At 71.6% G+C, this 15,712-nt stretch carries 16 protein-coding genes and 1 tRNA gene; 12 read left to right on the forward strand and 5 right to left on the reverse strand.

Annotated elements, in window-relative coordinates; genetic code table 11:
* Position 1: 1 nt before the first annotated feature.
* Entirely contained in the window at positions 2 to 382 is a 381-nt protein-coding gene (locus tag AXA68_RS12875; RefSeq protein WP_066417505.1) for a DUF5830 family protein, read from the reverse strand.
* A gap of 127 nt (positions 383 to 509) precedes the next feature.
* On the opposite strand from AXA68_RS12875, the gene AXA68_RS12880 reads away from it, so the two are divergent.
* From AXA68_RS12880 to AXA68_RS12905, 6 genes are all read left to right on the forward strand, one after another.
* Entirely contained in the window at positions 510 to 1,793 is a 1,284-nt protein-coding gene (locus AXA68_RS12880) for a tRNA pseudouridine(54/55) synthase Pus10 (RefSeq protein WP_066417508.1), read from the forward strand.
* 96 nt (positions 1,794 to 1,889) lie between these two features.
* Complete coding sequence (locus AXA68_RS12885) at positions 1,890 to 2,606, forward strand: universal stress protein (RefSeq protein WP_066417510.1); 717 nt, start codon at positions 1,890 to 1,892, stop codon at positions 2,604 to 2,606.
* Between the two features lie 135 nt (positions 2,607 to 2,741).
* Positions 2,742 to 3,824, forward strand: coding sequence for an anthranilate phosphoribosyltransferase (gene trpD, locus AXA68_RS12890; protein WP_066417512.1), 1,083 nt, complete (start codon positions 2,742 to 2,744; stop codon positions 3,822 to 3,824).
* Entirely contained in the window at positions 3,824 to 4,468 is a 645-nt protein-coding gene (locus AXA68_RS12895; protein ID WP_066417513.1) for a phosphoribosylanthranilate isomerase, read from the forward strand. Before trpD ends, AXA68_RS12895 begins: the two co-directional genes overlap by 1 nt.
* A complete protein-coding gene (gene trpE, locus AXA68_RS12900; RefSeq protein WP_066417518.1) occupies positions 4,465 to 6,177 on the forward strand; it encodes an anthranilate synthase component I in 1,713 nt (570 codons plus the stop codon). The genes AXA68_RS12895 and trpE overlap by 4 nt, the downstream gene beginning before the upstream one ends.
* A complete protein-coding gene (locus AXA68_RS12905; RefSeq protein WP_066417520.1) occupies positions 6,174 to 6,845 on the forward strand; it encodes an aminodeoxychorismate/anthranilate synthase component II in 672 nt (223 codons plus the stop codon). The genes trpE and AXA68_RS12905 overlap by 4 nt, the downstream gene beginning before the upstream one ends.
* Before the next feature lie 48 nt (positions 6,846 to 6,893).
* On the opposite strand, the gene AXA68_RS12910 is transcribed toward AXA68_RS12905, so the two are convergent.
* Entirely contained in the window at positions 6,894 to 8,510 is a 1,617-nt protein-coding gene (locus tag AXA68_RS12910; RefSeq protein WP_066417523.1) for an amidohydrolase, read from the reverse strand.
* A 118-nt stretch (positions 8,511 to 8,628) separates the two neighbouring features.
* On the opposite strand from AXA68_RS12910, the gene AXA68_RS12915 reads away from it, so the two are divergent.
* Both AXA68_RS12915 and AXA68_RS16835 read left to right on the forward strand, forming a co-directional pair.
* Positions 8,629 to 9,078: a universal stress protein gene (locus tag AXA68_RS12915; protein WP_066417526.1), complete on the forward strand. Its 450-nt coding sequence runs from the start codon at positions 8,629 to 8,631 to the stop codon at positions 9,076 to 9,078.
* A gap of 515 nt (positions 9,079 to 9,593) precedes the next feature.
* Positions 9,594 to 9,758: a hypothetical protein gene (locus AXA68_RS16835; protein ID WP_157884839.1), complete on the forward strand. Its 165-nt coding sequence runs from the start codon at positions 9,594 to 9,596 to the stop codon at positions 9,756 to 9,758.
* Positions 9,759 to 9,767: 9 nt separating this feature from the next.
* Here the strand turns inward: AXA68_RS16835 and AXA68_RS12920 are convergent, their stop codons facing one another.
* Positions 9,768 to 10,334, reverse strand: a complete 567-nt coding sequence (locus AXA68_RS12920) for a peptidylprolyl isomerase (RefSeq protein ID WP_066417529.1) — start codon at positions 10,332 to 10,334, stop codon at positions 9,768 to 9,770.
* Positions 10,335 to 10,414: 80 nt separating this feature from the next.
* Between AXA68_RS12920 and AXA68_RS12925 the strand changes: the two genes are divergently transcribed.
* Both AXA68_RS12925 and truA read left to right on the forward strand, forming a co-directional pair.
* Complete coding sequence (locus AXA68_RS12925) at positions 10,415 to 10,852, forward strand: universal stress protein (RefSeq protein WP_066417532.1); 438 nt, start codon at positions 10,415 to 10,417, stop codon at positions 10,850 to 10,852.
* Entirely contained in the window at positions 10,852 to 11,742 is an 891-nt protein-coding gene (truA, locus tag AXA68_RS12930) for a tRNA pseudouridine(38-40) synthase TruA (protein WP_066418618.1), read from the forward strand. Before AXA68_RS12925 ends, truA begins: the two co-directional genes overlap by 1 nt.
* On the opposite strand, the gene AXA68_RS12935 is transcribed toward truA, so the two are convergent.
* Positions 11,739 to 12,308 (reverse strand): Rrf2 family transcriptional regulator, encoded by a 570-nt coding sequence (locus tag AXA68_RS12935; RefSeq protein ID WP_066417535.1) that lies wholly within the window; start codon positions 12,306 to 12,308, stop codon positions 11,739 to 11,741. The genes truA and AXA68_RS12935 overlap by 4 nt on opposite strands.
* Positions 12,309 to 12,608: 300 nt before the next feature.
* On the opposite strand from AXA68_RS12935, the gene AXA68_RS12940 reads away from it, so the two are divergent.
* A complete protein-coding gene (locus tag AXA68_RS12940; RefSeq protein ID WP_080505258.1) occupies positions 12,609 to 13,613 on the forward strand; it encodes an NAD+ synthase in 1,005 nt (334 codons plus the stop codon).
* An 82-nt stretch (positions 13,614 to 13,695) separates the two neighbouring features.
* On the opposite strand, the gene AXA68_RS12945 is transcribed toward AXA68_RS12940, so the two are convergent.
* Positions 13,696 to 15,099: a M28 family metallopeptidase gene (locus AXA68_RS12945; protein WP_066417537.1), complete on the reverse strand. Its 1,404-nt coding sequence runs from the start codon at positions 15,097 to 15,099 to the stop codon at positions 13,696 to 13,698.
* Positions 15,100 to 15,230: 131 nt separating this feature from the next.
* Between AXA68_RS12945 and AXA68_RS12950 the strand changes: the two genes are divergently transcribed.
* A tRNA-Gly gene (locus AXA68_RS12950) sits at positions 15,231 to 15,301 on the forward strand.
* Positions 15,302 to 15,712: the final 411 nt, after the last annotated feature.

Here is a 15,712-nt window from a genome sequence, read left to right on the forward strand (position 1 = left end):
CTCACTCGGCGTCCCGGCCGGTCACCTTCCGCACGCACGAGGAGCCGAACGGTCCGAGCTCGCCGGCCTCGAATCGCACGAAGTGTCCGGTCGTGATCCCCGCGCCGCACCGCTTACACTCGAACTCGCCCTCGCGGGCGACCACCTGGCTGTCGTACTCCACGTAGGTGCCGCCCCGCAGGACGCGCAGTCGGGCGTTCTCGCGGTCGATCACGCCGCGTTTCTCCGCCGTGTCGAGGATTTCGCGCGTGATCGCGGGGTTCGTGGTCACCGTCTCGATCCGGTCCACCGCCTCGGACAGCGGGAGCTCCTCGCGTTCGAGGTGTGCGAGGAGCTCGACGCCGAGATCCACCTTCTCCGCGCGCGTCGCCGGCTCGCTCACGCCCGAGGCGACGGCCGTGACGGACATAAGTCGGTCGGGAGCGGACGGAGAGACCGGCGGGAGCTAGCGAGCGGGCGAGCGCGGAGCCAAGGGCAAGACAGTTACCCCGCGGCCGGTTTCCCCCCGTATGGACGTACTGGAAGTCGCCGCGCGCGCGACCGCGACGGGGCCGGTGTGTGACGCCTGCCTCGGTCGGCTCGTCGCCGACCGGAGCTTCGGCCTCTCGAACGACGAGCGCGGGTCGGCGCTGCGGGTCTCGCTCGCGTTGCGCGAGGACGACGACCACGAGCCGGTCGCGACCGCGGACTGCTGGGTGTGTGAGGGGCGCTGTGCCGAGTTCGACGCGTGGGCCGAGCGCGCCGCGGAGGCGGTCGAGGAGGTCGAGTTCTCGACCTACAACGTCGGGACGCGGCCGCCGCCGCTGATCGAGGAGAACGAGGCGCTGCTCCGCGAGGAGGCCGGACTGGAGACCGACGCCGGCGAGCCGTTCAAGTCCGAGTTCAATCGCGAGGTCGGCAAGCGGGTCGGGCGGCTCACGGGCGCGGAGGTCTCCTTCGACCGCCCGGACGTCCAGTTCACGATCGATCTCGCCGAGGACGCCGTCGACGCGAAGGTGAACTCCGCGTTCGTCTACGGGCGCTACCGGAAGCTGGAGCGCGACATCCCCCAGACCGAGTGGCCCTGCCGGGAGTGTAACGGGTCGGGACGTCAGGGGGCGGATCCCTGTGACCACTGCGGCGGGTCGGGCTACCTCTACGACGACAGCGTCGAGGAGTACACCGCGCCGATCGTCGAGGACGTGATGGACGGCACGGAGGCGACGTTCCACGGCGCGGGCCGCGAGGACGTCGACGCACTCATGCTCGGCACCGGCCGCCCGTTCGTGGTCGAGGTCGCGGAGCCCCGCCGCCGCCGCGTCGACACCGACCGGCTCGAGGCCGACATCAACGCCTTCGCCGAGGGCGCGGTCGAGGTCGAGGGCCTCCGGCTCGCGACCTACGACATGGTCGAGCGCGTCAAGGAACACGGCGCCTCGAAGCGCTACCGCGCGCAGGTGGCCTTCGACGCCGACGTCGACGCCGACGCGCTGGCGGCCGCGGTCGACGAGTTGGAGGGGACGACGGTGGAGCAGTACACCCCGAACCGGGTCGACCACCGGCGGGCGAGCCTGACTCGCGAGCGCGACGTGTACGCGGCGACCGCGGAACTCGAGGACGCGCGCCACGCGGTCGTCGAGATCCACGGCGCGGGCGGACTCTACGTCAAGGAGCTGATCTCCGGCGACGGGGGGCGGACCGAGCCGAGCCTCGCCGGCCTCCTCGGCGTCGGTGCCGAGGTCACCGCCCTCGACGTGATCGCCGTGGAGGGCGAAGCGGAGCCGTTCGAGGACGAGGCGTTCTTCCGGGAGTAGCCGGCGGCGTTCCTCGGGACGACGATCGCCGAGCGCCGGTCGGTGAGACGCGTCGGATCATCGGGATTTATCATGCGCACGTCTGACGCGTAGGGCATGTACGGGAGCGACGCCGACGACGCGGGCGCGGACGAGACGGCCGGCAACTCGGCCGTCGAGTCGGCGGATCTCGGCGAACCGGTCGTCGAGCCGGCCGTCGCGGAGGCGCTCGCGGCGACCGGGACGGCCGCGGACGCGCGGCTTGAGGGTGTAGACCGGGCGGACCGACCCGACCGGATCGCCTCGATCCTCGTCGCGGTCGGCCCCGGCCCGCACTCGGGGGCGGCCGTCGACCTCGCGCGGGGGCTCGCCGAGGCGACCGACGCGTGGCTGGAGCTGTTCCACGTGGTCCCGTCCGAGGCCGCGCTCGGCGACGGCGACGAAAGCGGCGAGGAGAGGGACCGGGCGGACACGGGAGAGCCAGCGAACCTCGAGTCCGCCGATCGAACCGCGTCGGACGCGGCGGCGGCCGACGCCACCGCGGTCGGGGCCGACGCCGACGCCGCGACGACCGGCGACCCGCTGCTCGCGGCCGCGCGCGACCGCCTCGCCGACTTCGAGCGGGTCGACCGCTGGCTCGTCGAGGATCGGACCGCCGCCGGCGCGATCGTCGAGCAGTCGCCGTACTACGACCTCGTCGTCGTCGGGACGCCGACCACGGGGACGGTCGGTCGGTTCGTCTTCGGGTCGACGACCGACACCGTCGTCGACGAGTCCGCGGTTCCCGTCGTCGTCGTCGAGGCGGACGGTGAGGCGCCGATACTCGAGGAGTAACCTGACTCCGCGTTCCTCCCTGATCCTCCAACGCCGTGCCGCGAGCGCGCCGTCGACCGTACAGCGCCGGCGACAGCGTTAAATCGGTGTACATACTTGTACATTACAACACGGACTCATACATCGGTGAACACCATGGATATTCAGCACACGGTCGAACGCGTGACGAACGGGGAGGACCTGTCGCTCGAGGAGGCGCGCGAGGCCGCGCGGCTCGTCTTCGAGGAGATGACCGAGGCGCAGATCGGGGCGCTGCTCGCCGCGTTGCGCGCGAAGGGCGAGACCGAGGCGGAGATCGCGGGCTTCGCGCAGGGGATGCGCGACGCCGCCCGGACGATCGAGCCCGACCGGTCGCCGCTCGTCGACACCTGCGGGACCGGCGGCGACGACTACGACACGATCAACGTCTCGACGACCGCGGCGATCGTCGCCGCGGGCGCGGGCGTGCCGATCGCCAAACACGGCAACTACTCCGTCTCCTCGTCGTCCGGCAGCGCCGACGTGCTCGAGGTCGCCGGCGCGGACGTCGAGGCCGAGCCCGCCGCGGTCGAGGCCGCCATCGAGGCGGACGGGATCGGGTTCATGCTCGCGCCCGTCTTCCACCCCGCGATGAAGGCCGTCATCGGCCCGCGCAAGGAGCTCGGGATGCGGACGATCTTCAACGTCCTCGGCCCGCTGACGAACCCCGCCGGGGCGGACGCCCAGCTGCTCGGCGTCTACGACCCCGACCTCGTCGGACCGATCGCTCGCGCGCTCGCTCACATGCCCGTGGAGCGCGCCCTCGTCGTCCACGGCGCGGGGATGGACGAGATCGGGATCCACGACGAGACGGTCGCCGCCGAGGTCGACGGCGACGCGGTCCGCGAGTTCACGATCACGCCGGAGGATCTCGGCGTGGAGCGAGCGCCGATCGAGGCGGTCGCGGGCGGGACGCCCGAGGAGAACGCGACGGACCTCCGCGGCATCGTCGACGGCTCCGTGACGGGAGCGAAACGCGACCTGATCCTCGCGAACGCGGGCGCGGCGATCTACGTCGCCGGCGAGGCCGACTCGCTTTCGGCGGGCGTCGAGCGCGCCGCGGCGGCGATCGACTCGGGCGCGGCCGCCGAGAAGTTCGCGGCGCTCTGCGGCGAGGAGGTCACGGAGCCGGCGGCGGCCGGATCGGGTGCGACGGCCGGGTCGGGCGCGGCGACCGGTTCCGGGTCGGAGGGCGAGTGATGGCGCGGGTGAAGGTGTGCGGGCTCACCGACGACGCGGACCTCCGGGCGGCCGTCGAGGCGGGTTCCGACGCGGTCGGGGTGATAACCGAGGTGCCGGTCGACACCCCTCGCGAGGTCGACCCGGCGCGCGCGGCGGACCTGCTCGCCGACGTGCCCCCGTTCGTCACGGCGACGCTCGTCACGATGCCGACCTCGGCCGAGCGCGCGGTCGAGCTGGTCCGGACCATCGGTCCCGACGCGCTCCAGCTACACGGCGAGTGGACCCCCGACGAGATCCGGTTCATCCGCGCGGAGACCGAGCGAAAGGTGCTCGTCGCGATCGACGCGACGGACCCGGCGCGCGCCGAGGAGTTCGACCGCGTCGCCGACGCGCTCGTCGTCGACTCGACGCGGGAATCCGGCGCGGGCGGCACCGGCGAGACCCACGACTGGGCGGCGACCGGCGAGCTGGCCGACCGGCTGACCGTCCCGGTCGTGCTCGCCGGCGGGCTCACCGCGGAGAACGTCGCCGAGGCGGTGCGGGTCGCCGACCCGTACGCGGTCGACGTCGCCTCCGGGGTGGAGCGGATCGAGGGTCGCAAGGACCACAACGCGGTCGCCCGCTTCGTCGCCAACGCGGGCCGCGAGATGGAGGTCGCATGACCGGAGACGCGGACCGCACGGCCGAGGACGCCCCGTCGACCGCGCTCGACCGATCGAGGGCCGAGTTCGTCGAGCTGGTCGCGGACGCCGAGCGCCCGGTCGTCGTCCGCGCGGCCGCGTCGCTCGACCCCGAGATCACCCCGCTGTCGGCGTACGCCACGCTCATCGGCGACGAACCGTACGGGTTCCTCCTCGAGTCCGGCGAGAAGGTGGCCTCGAGCGACCCCGACGGCGCGTTCACGGCGGGCGGGAAGGCCGACAGACACGCCCGCTACTCGTTCGTCGGCTACGACCCGGAGGCGGTCGTCTCGGTCCACCCCGACCGCACCGAGGTGACCGAGCTCGGGCCCGCCGCGACGTTCGTCGGCGACGTAGACGGGGACGCGGCCGGCGAGGACGGCGAAGACGAAAGCGAGGGCACCGGCGGCGACGCCGACGGCGACGCCATCGACCGGATCCGCGCGGCCTTTCCCGACGTGAGCCGCCGCGGCTTCCCGGAGACCGACCGGCAGATCCTCTCGGGCGGCTTCGTCGGCTTCCTCGCGTACGAGGCGGTGTACGACCTCTGGCTCGAGGAGGTCGGCGTCGACCGCCCCGAGACCGAGTTCCCCGACGCCGAGTTCCTGTTGACGACTCGGACCGTGGTCTTCGACGAGAAGGAGGGAACCGTCGATCTGGTGTTCACGCCGATCGTCGACGTCGACGACGACCCCGGCGAGGTGTACGACGAGCTCGCCGCGGAGGCCGACCGCGTCGCCGCCGACCTCGCGGCGGCCGGCCCGCCCGACCCCGGCGGCGTCCGCGTGCGCGAGGAGGAGGCCGATCCGCAGGACGACTACGAGGAGGCCGTTCGGACCGCGAAACGCCACGTCCTGGACGGCGACATCTACCAGGGCGTGATCTCACGAAGCCGGCGGCTCCGCGGCGACGTCGACCCGCTCGGCCTGTACGCGGCCTTGCGGGAGATCAATCCCTCACCGTACATGTACGTCCTCAGCCACGACGACCGGACGGTGGTCGGCGCGAGCCCGGAGACGCTCGTCTCGGTGAAGGGCGACCGGGTGGTCTCGAACCCGATCGCGGGCACCTGTCCGCGCGGGACGAGCCCGGTCGAGGACCGCCGGCTCGCCGGCGAGATGCTCGCGGACGGGAAGGAGCGCGCCGAACACACGATGCTCGTCGACCTCGCGCGCAACGACGTTCGCCGGGTGTCGGAGCCGGGGTCGGTCCGCGTCGAGGAGTTCATGAACGTGTTGAAGTACAGCCACGTCCAGCACATCGAGTCGACCGTGACGGGGACGCTCGCGGCCGACTGCGACCCGTTCGACGCCACGCGGGCGGCGTTCCCCGCGGGGACGCTCACCGGCGCGCCGAAGGTGCGCGCGATGGAGGTCATCGACGACCTCGAGACGACGCCGCGGGAGGCGTACGGCGGCGGCGTCGGCTACTACTCGTGGACCGGCGACGCGGACTTCGCGATCGTGATCCGGACGGCGACGATCCGGGAGGGGATCGACGCCGACGCGGGGAGCGGTGCCGGCGAGGGCGGCACCACGGACGAGATCACGGTCCGCGCCGGCGCGGGGCTCGTCGCCGACTCCGACCCGACCGCGGAGTACGAGGAGACCGAGCGCAAGATGGAGGGCGTCCTCGCCGCGATCGACCGCGTCCGCGAGGACGAACCGGCGCTGGAGGGGGTGGGGCGATGAAGGTGGTCGTCGTCGACAACTTCGACTCGTTCACCTACAACCTCGTCGAGTACGTCTCGGAGCTATCGATCGGCGGCGGCGGAGAGGGGGAAGGCAGCGACGAGGGTGGCGATACCGGCGGCGACGAGGACGGTGGCGATGAGGACACACGCGAGGACGTCGACATCGCGGTGCTCAAGAACACCGCGTCGCTGTCGGCGGTCGAGGCCGAGGATCCGGACGCCGTCGTGATCAGCCCCGGACCGGGGCATCCGAAGAACGAGCGCGACGTGGGCGTCTCGGCGTCGGTTCTGCGGGAGCTGTCGCCCGAGGTTCCCACCCTCGGCGTGTGTCTCGGGCTGGAGGAGGCCGTCCACGAGTACGGCGGGACCGTCGGACACGCGCCGGAGCCGGTCCACGGCAAGGCGTTCCCGGTCGACCACGACGGCGAGGGCGTCTTCGCCGGGCTCGACCAGGGCTTCCGGGCCGGGCGGTACCACTCGCTCGTCGCGACCGAGGTCCCGGACGCGTTCGCGGTCACCGCGACGACCGACCACGCGGGCGAGCCGGTCGTCATGGGGATCCGGCACCGCGACCACCCGATCGAGGCGGTCCAGTTCCACCCCGAGAGCGTCCTCACCGCGGTCGGCCACGACGTGATCCGCAACTTCCTCGAGTCGGTCGCGTAGGTCGCGTACCCTCACCCTCTCCCAGCACGACCCCCGATCACTCCCTTCTCAGCGCGCGTCGTGGACGATTTCGCCGTCGACGACCGTCATCGCCACGTCGAGATCCCGGATCGCCTCCGGGTTCTCCCACGGCGACTCCGCTAAGACGACGAAGTCCGCGCGCTTTCCGGGCTCGACGGTGCCCAGCCGGTCCTCGTCGAATCCGGCGTACGCCGCGCCGCGGGTGTACGCGCGGAGCGCCTCGGTCACGGAGAGCCGCTGTCCCTCTGCGGGGGCGTTGACGGCGTGGTGGATCCCGAGGAGGGGTCCCATCGGCATCCCGTCGGAGCCGAACGCGAGCCGGACGCCCGCGTCGAGCAGCTCGCGGTAGCGGTTGGTCTCGGCGGTGCGCTCCTCGCCGAGGCGCGCCTCGTAGAGCCCGTCGGCTTGCGCCCACTTCAGGAAGTTCGGCTGGACGCTCGCGACGACGCCGGTCTCCGCGAGCCGGTCGACGATCCCGTCGTCGGCGAGTTCGACGTGCTCGATCCGGTGGCGGTCCTCGCCGGGGTCGCCCGCGGCCGCTCCCTCGTAGGCGTCGAGGGTCGCCCGGATCGCCTCGTCGCCGATGGCGTGGGCCGTGAACTGATAGCCGGCCTCGGTGGCCTCGCGCACCCACTCGTCGAGCTCGTCGGGCGCGATCACCCACTGGCCGGTCTCGTCGTCGGCGTCGGCGTACGGCTCGGAGAGCTTGGCGGTCCGGCCGCCGAAGCTCCCGTCGGTGAACGACTTGATCGCGCCCGTCTCGACGAACGCGGAGCCGGCGTTCGTCGTCAATCCGACCTCCCGGAGCGCGTCCAGGTGGTCGGTCCAGTAGTTGATCCGGACGCGCGCGGTCAGCTCGCCGGCCGCGTCCAGGTCGCGGTAGACCCGCGGGGCGTGTGAGTCCCGGACCATGTCGTGAAAGCCCGTGATCCCCCGCTCGGCGCAGAGTTCGAGTCCCGCCTCGACGGCCGCGCGCGTCCCCGCGACGCCGGGCTCGACCGCCTCGCGGATCGGGTCGATCGCGGCCTCGAGGAGGACGCCGGTCGGCTCGCCCGCGTCGTCGGTCGGGACCGTCTCGTCGGGGGCGTCCTCGAGCGCGTCGGCGAACCGGTCGAGCGCGACCCCGTTGACCGCGGCGACGTGGAGGTCCTCGCGGAAGGCGACGACCGGCCGGTCGGTCGAGACGCGGTCGAGGTCGTCCCGTGTCAGGTACCGCTTCTCCGTCCACGTCGACTCGTCGTAGCCGTAGCCGATCACCCACTCGCTCGTCGGGTCGGCGTCGGCGGAGCCGGAATCGCCGGCGTCCGCTCCGTCGCCGGCGGCCGTCCCCTCGACCTCCTCGGCCCGTTCCGCCAGCAGTTCGACCGCGTCCGCCGGCGAGTCGGCCGCCGAGAGGTCCGCGTGGACGAGCGAGCGACCCACGGTCGTCAGGTGGGTGTGCGCGTCGATGAACCCCGGCAGGAGCGTCCGGCCGTCGAGGTCGACGACGTCGGTGTCGACGCCGGCGAGGAACTCGACGTCGTACGTCCGGCCGAGTCGCACGACCTCGCCGTCGCGGACGGCGACCGCCTCGTGGGTCTCGTCGGGCTCGGCTAGCGTGTGGACCTCCCCGTTCAGGAAGACCCGGTCCGCGGCTTCGCTCATGAACGTCCTCCCGCGCGGGACGGATTAACCGTTTGGGGCGGACCCGGTCCGTCGTGACGCTCTCCCGACCCGGGAACCGGGCACACGTTTTATTCGGTCGTCGGACGAACCCTCGCGCATGTACGACCGGATACTGTTCCCGACGGACGGCACGAAGGGCGTCGACCGCGCGACCGACCACGCCATCGACGCGGCCGACCGGTACGGCGCGGTCCTCCACGTGCTCTACGTCGTCGACACCGACATCGTCAACGCCTACCCGGGCGACGAGTACGTCGACGGCTCCGAGGGGGCGGAGGAGACCCTCGAGGAGAACGGCCGCGAGGCGCTGGCGGCGGTCGAGGAGCGCGCGGAGAGCGCCGGCGTCGAGGTCGTGACCGACCTCGTGTACGGGACGCCCGACGAGGCGATCCTCCGGTACATCGACGAGGAGGACATCGACCTCACGGTGATGGGGTCGAAGACGCGGCCGGGCGAGTACCGGCGGATGCTCGGCTCCGTCACGGAGCGCGTCTCTCGGCAGTCGCCCGCGCCCGTGAGCATCGTGAAGACCACCGTCTCGGGCTGAGATCGAGTCGCAGGCGGCGGCGTCGCGGTCGGATCGGTTGAATCCGGGCTCTTTTCGAGTCTCGCGTTCGAGACGAGATCGCCGGAATCAGTCGGTCGTTGAAGCGTGCTTATACGATGGTTGTTTTGCGGGAGAGCGGGATGATAAGAATGAGATCGTTGCTGGGGCGGTGATCACGATCACGGAGAACATCTCCAAAGCCCCAGCCGGCTCCGGTCGAGGGCCTCGCTGCGGTCCTCGTCGCTCACTGTGTTCGCTCCTGCGGTCCTTACGTCGGCCGTCTTCCCGGAGCCGACTGCCCCTTTGAGTCCCACCCGACAGCACAGCCCCCGCACCTCACGCCTCCCCAGCCTCGCCGCTCGCTTCGCTCGCGGCGTCCCTCGCGAGCGGTTCGCGGGCCTTCGGCCCGCTCACCGGCGCGCCACCGCTCGGGCGATCGCTCGTTCCTTCCCTGTATTGGTCGCGACGACAGATGGAACACAACGAATTACGGGAACGGAGAAGACGGTCACCCTATGAGCGATACGGAGCTAAACCTGGCGGCGGTGTTAGTCGGCATTCAAGCGACGCTTATCGCGATCTATCTCGCGGTCGTGGGGAGTCCTGGAGGTATCCTCTCCGGAGCCAGCGTCGCCTTCGCGACCGTAGGGACGGGGATCGCTGCCGTGAACCTGTACTGACCGCGCTCGTTACTCCTCGACGGTGACGCGGTCGATCGAGACCGTGTCGCGCGGCTCGTCGTTGCGGCCGGTCGGGACCGAGCCGATCTCCTCGACGACGTCCATCCCCTCTATCACCTGGCCGAAGACGGCGTGTTTGCCGTCGAGGTGCGGGGTGGCGTCGAGCGTGATGAAGAACTGCGAGCCGTTGGTGTTCGGCCCGGAGTTGGCCATCGAGAGGATGCCGGGGCCGTCGTGGGTCAACTCGTCGTGGAACTCGTCGTCGAACTGGTAGCCGGGGCCGCCGCGGCCGGACTCCAGCGGGTCGCCGCCCTGGATCATGAAGTCGTCGATGACCCGGTGGAAGACGTTCCCCTCGTACAGCGAGTCGCCGCGGACCTCGCCGGTCTCGGGGTCCTCCCACGTGTTGGTGTCGCGGGCGGGATCGGCGTCGGCGGCGGGGTCGTGGCGGGCCAGCCCGAGGAAGTTCTCGACCGTCTTCGGCGCGCGGTCGGCGAACAGCTCGATCACGACGTCGCCGTGGTTCGTGTGAAGCGTCACCTGCGGGTTGTCCGGGTCGTGGACGTCTCGTGCCATGCCCCGAGGAAGGTCGTCCGGTCGGAAAACGCTACCCATCCGCCGGTAGCGTTTTGCGCCCGGCGACTCCACCTCCACGCATGTACGACGACATCCTCCTGCCGGTCGCGCCGGGCAGCGCCGCGAACGACGCGGTGCCGCACGCCCGGAGCCTCGCGGAGCGCTACGGCGCGACGGTCCACGTCGTGAGCGCGGTCGACACGCTCGAACACACGCTCGCGGGACCGCGGGCCGGCGCGTTCTCGGAGCGGGTCGAGAAGAGCGCGGAGCGACGCGTCGAGACGGTGACCGAGGAGCTCGAGGCGGCCGGGATCGACGCCGTCGGCAGCGTGATCCACGGCGACCCGCTTCAGGTGATCGAGAACGCGATCGAGGACACCGGCGCGGACGTCGTGGTGATGCCGACGCACACGCGGACCGGGCTCCGACGCGTCCTCCTCGGGAGCGTCACGGAGAAGGTCGTGCGGACCTCGTCGGTGCCGGTCGTCACCGTCCCGATGGCCGAAAGCGAGGCGTGATCCGGGCGTTCCGGGTGGCGTACGACGGCCGGGCGTACGCCGGGTTCCAGCGACAGCCGCACGCGGACACCGTCGAGGGAACGCTGCTCGCCGCGCTCTCGAAGCACGGCCTCCTCGCGCGCGGCGACGGGCCGACCCACGCGACGCCGCCGGGGTACGCCGCGGCGGGCCGGACGGACGCCGGCGTCTCCGCCCTGAGACAGACCGTCGCGTTCGAGGCCCCCGCGTGGCTCACCCCCCGCGCGTTCAACGGGCGGCTGCCCGGGTCGGTCCGGGTCTGGGCGGCCGCCGACGTCGGTCCGGGGTTTCACGCCACCCACGACGCGGTCCGGCGGACGTACCGGTACTTCCTGTACGCGCCGGCGAAATCTGAAGGATCCGCTCGCTCGACCGACGGGGCGATCGACGACGACGCGGTTCGCGACGCGCTCGCGCGGCTCTCGGGCGAGCACGACTTCCACAACCTCACCACCGACGACGGCGGAACGGTCCGAAAGCTCCGGGCGACCGCGACCCGGGAGGGCGAGTTCCTCGTCGTCGAGGCGGCCGCCGGCGGGTTCCCGCGGGCGCTCGTCCGCCGGGTCGTCGGCGCGGTCGAGGCCGTCGGACGGGGGACCGCGACCCCGGAACTCGTCGACCGGCTCCTCACCGACGAGCCGATCCCCGGCGAGCACGGCGTCGGTCCCGCCGCACCGGAGCCGCTCGTGTTGTGGGACGTCGCGTACGAGGGCGTCGAGTTCGCGACCGACGAGGAGGCGGCCGCGAGCGCGGTCGCCGCGTTCGGCGAGCGCCACCGCGATGCCCAGCGGGTCGCCGCGACGACCGGCGCGATCCGCGACGGGATCGGCGGATCCGCGGACGGGTCGACGGCGGGATCGATGGAGCGCTAGTCGCTCGCCGACCGCCCGCCCATCGAACCCGCGGTCGCCTCGGTCGGGTCGGCGACCGTCTCCATCGACTCGACTCGTACCATGAGGGTGTCGCCGTCGACGTCGGCGGCGTCGACGATTCCGGAGACGCGGAGCCCCGAGGCCGGCGTCGGCCCCACGGTCACCCGGTCGCCGCGCTCGAAGGGCCGGGCGGACCCGGACAACACGACCTCCGCGCGGCAGAGTTCGGGGTTGTTGACGCTCGAGAGCTCGATCTCGCGGACGGTGACCCCGTCGACCGGCGACCCGTCGTGAACGACGGGCACCGGCTCGGCCTCCTCCATCCGGTCCAGATCGAGCGTCTCGTAGGCCCTCTGAGTGGGCGTGTATCCGCCGTCCGGGCCGGGGACGCCCTCGACCAACTGGAGCGAGCGGAGGCTCCGCATCCGGTTGCGAACGGTCCCGGGGTTCCGGTCGATGTCCTCGGCGATCTCCCGCCCGCAGACGACGCCGTCCTCGTCGTCGACGAGGTTCACGAGCGACGTGAGGATCCGTTTCTGACTCGAACTCAACTGTATTGTTGACATGTGCGGTCGGAGGAGATATTCTTGTATAAACGTTCGGTTATAAACACCTAATACACTTGTGACGCGCCTTCTACTCGGATTATTCTTTACGATCACCGTCAAATCCGAGGAGAGGGACGAACGTGTGGTTTTCGCCGCTCTGCCGGGCGGGTTCCACCGAGGTCCGGGGACGACTCATCGCCCCGTGATCGACCGACGGCGGGTGGCTCCGCCGCGTCGGCCCCCTCTCTCCGCCGGGGAACGACCTTAAACAATACCCACGGAGCGTATTTACGCGTCCGCTCGGGACGGCGAGACGCCATGGACACCTCCACACGCAGCGACCCGGGGACGGAACCGGCGGACGACGGCGACGGACCGTACGCGTCCACCCGAGTCGGGACCGGTCACGACTCGGAGTCGTCCGGTCACGATCCGGATCCCGGTCGGGAGGGCGGGAAGGCCGACTCCGCGTCCGTCGATACAGTCGACGCGGCCGACGCGACCGACGCGACCGACGCCGCCGCTCCCGTTGATGTCACCGACCCGGAGACGGAGCTGGAACGGTCCGTCTCGTTCGTACGCGAGACGGTGTCGTCGGCGGGGGCCGACGGCGTCGTGATCAACATGAGCGGCGGCCTCGACTCGACGGTGGCCGCCGCGATCGCGGTCGAGGCACTCGGCTCCGACCGCGTCTACGGGCTGATCCTCCCGTGTAACAAGATCGGCGCTCACCACGCGCGGGACGCCGAGGGGCTCGCGGAGGCGCTGGGGATCGACCACGACACGGTCCACCTCCAGCCGCTCCTCGCGCAGTTCGGGAGCGTCGCGCCCGATCGGTTCGGCCTCCACGACGAACCGACGCTCGTCGGGAACGCGATCGCGCGCCTGCGCATGACGCTGGCGTACCTCGCCGCCAACGCGACCGGCCGACTCGTCTGCGGGACGACCAACCGGAGCGAGCGCCTGCTCGGCTACCTGACGAAACACGGCGACGGGGCGGCGGACCTCCTCCCGATCGGACACCTCTACAAGACCGAGGTCCGGGCGCTCGCCGAGACGCTCGAGGTCCCGGGGTTCGTCCTCGAGAAGCCGCCGACCGCCGGGCTGCTCGCGGGGCAGCGCGATGCCGACGACCTCGGAGCCGACTACGACGCCGTCGATCCCGCGCTGCGGCTCGCGATAGACGAGGGACTGTCGGCCGACGAGGTCGCCTCGCGGCTCGGTCTCGACCGCGGGACGATCGACGACCTGCTCGAGCGCCACCGGGCGACCGAACACAAGCGGACCACGCCGCCGATGCCGGACCGCCCCGGATCGGAGTGACGCGTCCCGTCGTTCACGCCCACCTCTGCTTCCTCGTTCGCTCTCGCTCCATCGTTCGCTCTCGACACTCCCACACCGCCGCTCACTCCCACGCCGCCGGCCAGAGATCGGCCGCGCGCATCCCCGTCTCGAAGTCGGTCTCGCGGAACGCGTCGACGAGCGCGTCCGCCTCGAGCCGCTCCGGATCCCGGCCTTCGGCCGCGAACTCGGCGACGAGCAGCGCCGTCAACATCCCGTGTTCCCGGAGGTTTCGGTCGTCGACCTTGTCGCGCGTGTCCGCGTGGGTGTGCCCCCAGCCCCGGCCGCGCTCGCCGGAGTCGCTGTGGAGCTGGAGCGCGGGCACGCCCCGCCGAACGAACGGCCACTGGTCGGAGAACGGGTGCGGCTCCGGCTTCACCTCGATCGGCTGGCGGGTCGCGGTCGATACCGCCGCCGCGACCGACCGGGCCGCCTCGGAGGTGTGCGTCAGCGCCCGCAGGTCGCGGAACCGCCCCGCGCCGTCGACGTTTATCACGGCGCGGATCGCGTCGAGGTCGGTCGTCTCCGCCAGCCGCTCCGCGCCGAGCAGCCCGACCTCCTCGCAGCCGACCGCGACGACGTCGACGCCGATCGGGAGGTCGGCCTCCGCCAGCACTCCCGCGGCGGTCACGACCGTGGCGATCCCGCAGCCGTTGTCGAGCGCCGCCTCCGCGATGTCGTGGCCGTCGTAGTGAGCGAGGAGGAGGAGCCGCTCGTCGGTGTCGGGGCCGGCCCGCCCGAACACGTTCCGCGACTCCGCGGGCCGGAACGACGCCTCGACGCCGAGTTCGACGCTCGCGACCGGGCCCTCGGCGTTCGCGGCGTACTCGCGGAGCCAGCCGCCGGTCTCCGCGGAGACGCCGACCGCCGGGGCCGACGCCGGCTCGCCGAACGTGAGCGATCCGGTCGGAGGGAGTTGCCCCTCGAGGTGGTTGACGAAGACGAACCCGACCGCGCCCGCGGCGAGCGCGTGCCCGAACGTCTCCATGCGGTGGACGAACCGGGACTCCGAGGGCGTCGTCGTCGACGCGACCGCGATCCGGCCCGTCACGTCGGCGTCGTCGATCTCGTCGGGGGTGCCGTACCCCACGTCGACGAGCTCGCCCTCGACCGTCTCCGCCGGCGAGTACGGGAGCGCGAGCGCCTCGAACTCGCGGGTCCGCTCGGTGCCGTCCCGGCCGGGAACCGTGACCCGGAGGTCGGCCCCGCCGCGCTCCCACGCGGTCAGTTCGAACGGGTCGGTCCGGACCTCGCGGAGGCCGGCGCGCTCGAAGGCGTCGGCGACGAGCTCGGCCGCCCGCCGCTCCCCGTCGCTTCCGGCCATTCGGCTCCCGATCGCGGTGAGGTCGGTGAGGAACCGCCACGGCTCCTCGGATGCCCAGGTTCGAGCGAGCGCGGGCGCGAGGTCGGCATGCCGGTCTCTCACCCGCTCGACCGCGTCCGGGTCGGTGGAGGCTGCGTCGTCCATGCGAGCCCCTACCGGGCGGCCGGGTTAACCCTGTGGAAATCGGCGTCGGGCGGTCGGACGCGGTCGACGCGGCCGACGGACGACCCGCGAAACGCTACGTTAAAGTGACGCCGTCGGGTACTCCGAATCGAGCACCGTTGGTCCAGTGGTAGGACATTAGCTTCCCAAGCTAATAGCCCGGGTTCAATTCCCGGACGGTGCATTTCTCGAACGCAGTGAGAGAAATCACCGGACGGGATTGAACCCTGGAAGTCGCAGCCCGGAACGGTCGAGCGAAGCGAGACCGCAAGCCCGGACCGTCTTCCTCTGGTTCAATTCCCGGACGGTGCATTCCTTCGGCGAGAAACGCCGCGAGCCGCGGGTATGCCGGATGAAGCGAACCCTCTCAGTCGTGTACAGCGAACGGTGCGATGTGTGAGCGAAGCGAACACTTCGCCAAGCGAGCGAGTACGTCTGATTCCGGTTCAGTTCTCGGACGGTACATTCGAACGCTGAATCATCACTCCACACGGAGGATCGCTCAGTACGAGAGAGTGAGCGATCGATTGCGGTGGCGCGCATCCGAGTGCCCCGGAGGGGCACGAGGAGCCCGCGAGGGAGTCGCTGGCGCGGA

This window comes from Halorubrum aethiopicum (assembly GCF_001542905.1).
Taxonomy (GTDB): domain Archaea; phylum Halobacteriota; class Halobacteria; order Halobacteriales; family Haloferacaceae; genus Halorubrum; species Halorubrum aethiopicum.

What these genes read in the sequence shown, in the direction of transcription:
- AXA68_RS12880 (WP_066417508.1), top strand. Translation starts at nt 510, where the DNA reads ATGGACGTACTGGAAGTCGCCGCGCGCGCGACCGCGACGGGGCCGGTG.
- AXA68_RS12885 (WP_066417510.1), top strand. Translation starts at nt 1,890, where the DNA reads ATGTACGGGAGCGACGCCGACGACGCGGGCGCGGACGAGACGGCCGGC.
- trpD (WP_066417512.1), top strand. Translation starts at nt 2,742, where the DNA reads ATGGATATTCAGCACACGGTCGAACGCGTGACGAACGGGGAGGACCTG.
- AXA68_RS12895 (WP_066417513.1), top strand. Translation starts at nt 3,824, where the DNA reads ATGGCGCGGGTGAAGGTGTGCGGGCTCACCGACGACGCGGACCTCCGG.
- trpE (WP_066417518.1), top strand. Translation starts at nt 4,465, where the DNA reads ATGACCGGAGACGCGGACCGCACGGCCGAGGACGCCCCGTCGACCGCG.
- AXA68_RS12905 (WP_066417520.1), top strand. Translation starts at nt 6,174, where the DNA reads ATGAAGGTGGTCGTCGTCGACAACTTCGACTCGTTCACCTACAACCTC.
- AXA68_RS12910 (WP_066417523.1), bottom strand. Translation starts at nt 8,510, where the DNA reads ATGAGCGAAGCCGCGGACCGGGTCTTCCTGAACGGGGAGGTCCACACG.
- AXA68_RS12915 (WP_066417526.1), top strand. Translation starts at nt 8,629, where the DNA reads ATGTACGACCGGATACTGTTCCCGACGGACGGCACGAAGGGCGTCGAC.
- AXA68_RS16835 (WP_157884839.1), top strand. Translation starts at nt 9,594, where the DNA reads ATGAGCGATACGGAGCTAAACCTGGCGGCGGTGTTAGTCGGCATTCAA.
- AXA68_RS12920 (WP_066417529.1), bottom strand. Translation starts at nt 10,334, where the DNA reads ATGGCACGAGACGTCCACGACCCGGACAACCCGCAGGTGACGCTTCAC.
- AXA68_RS12925 (WP_066417532.1), top strand. Translation starts at nt 10,415, where the DNA reads ATGTACGACGACATCCTCCTGCCGGTCGCGCCGGGCAGCGCCGCGAAC.
- AXA68_RS12935 (WP_066417535.1), bottom strand. Translation starts at nt 12,308, where the DNA reads ATGTCAACAATACAGTTGAGTTCGAGTCAGAAACGGATCCTCACGTCG.
- AXA68_RS12940 (WP_080505258.1), top strand. Translation starts at nt 12,609, where the DNA reads ATGGACACCTCCACACGCAGCGACCCGGGGACGGAACCGGCGGACGAC.
- AXA68_RS12945 (WP_066417537.1), bottom strand. Translation starts at nt 15,099, where the DNA reads ATGGACGACGCAGCCTCCACCGACCCGGACGCGGTCGAGCGGGTGAGA.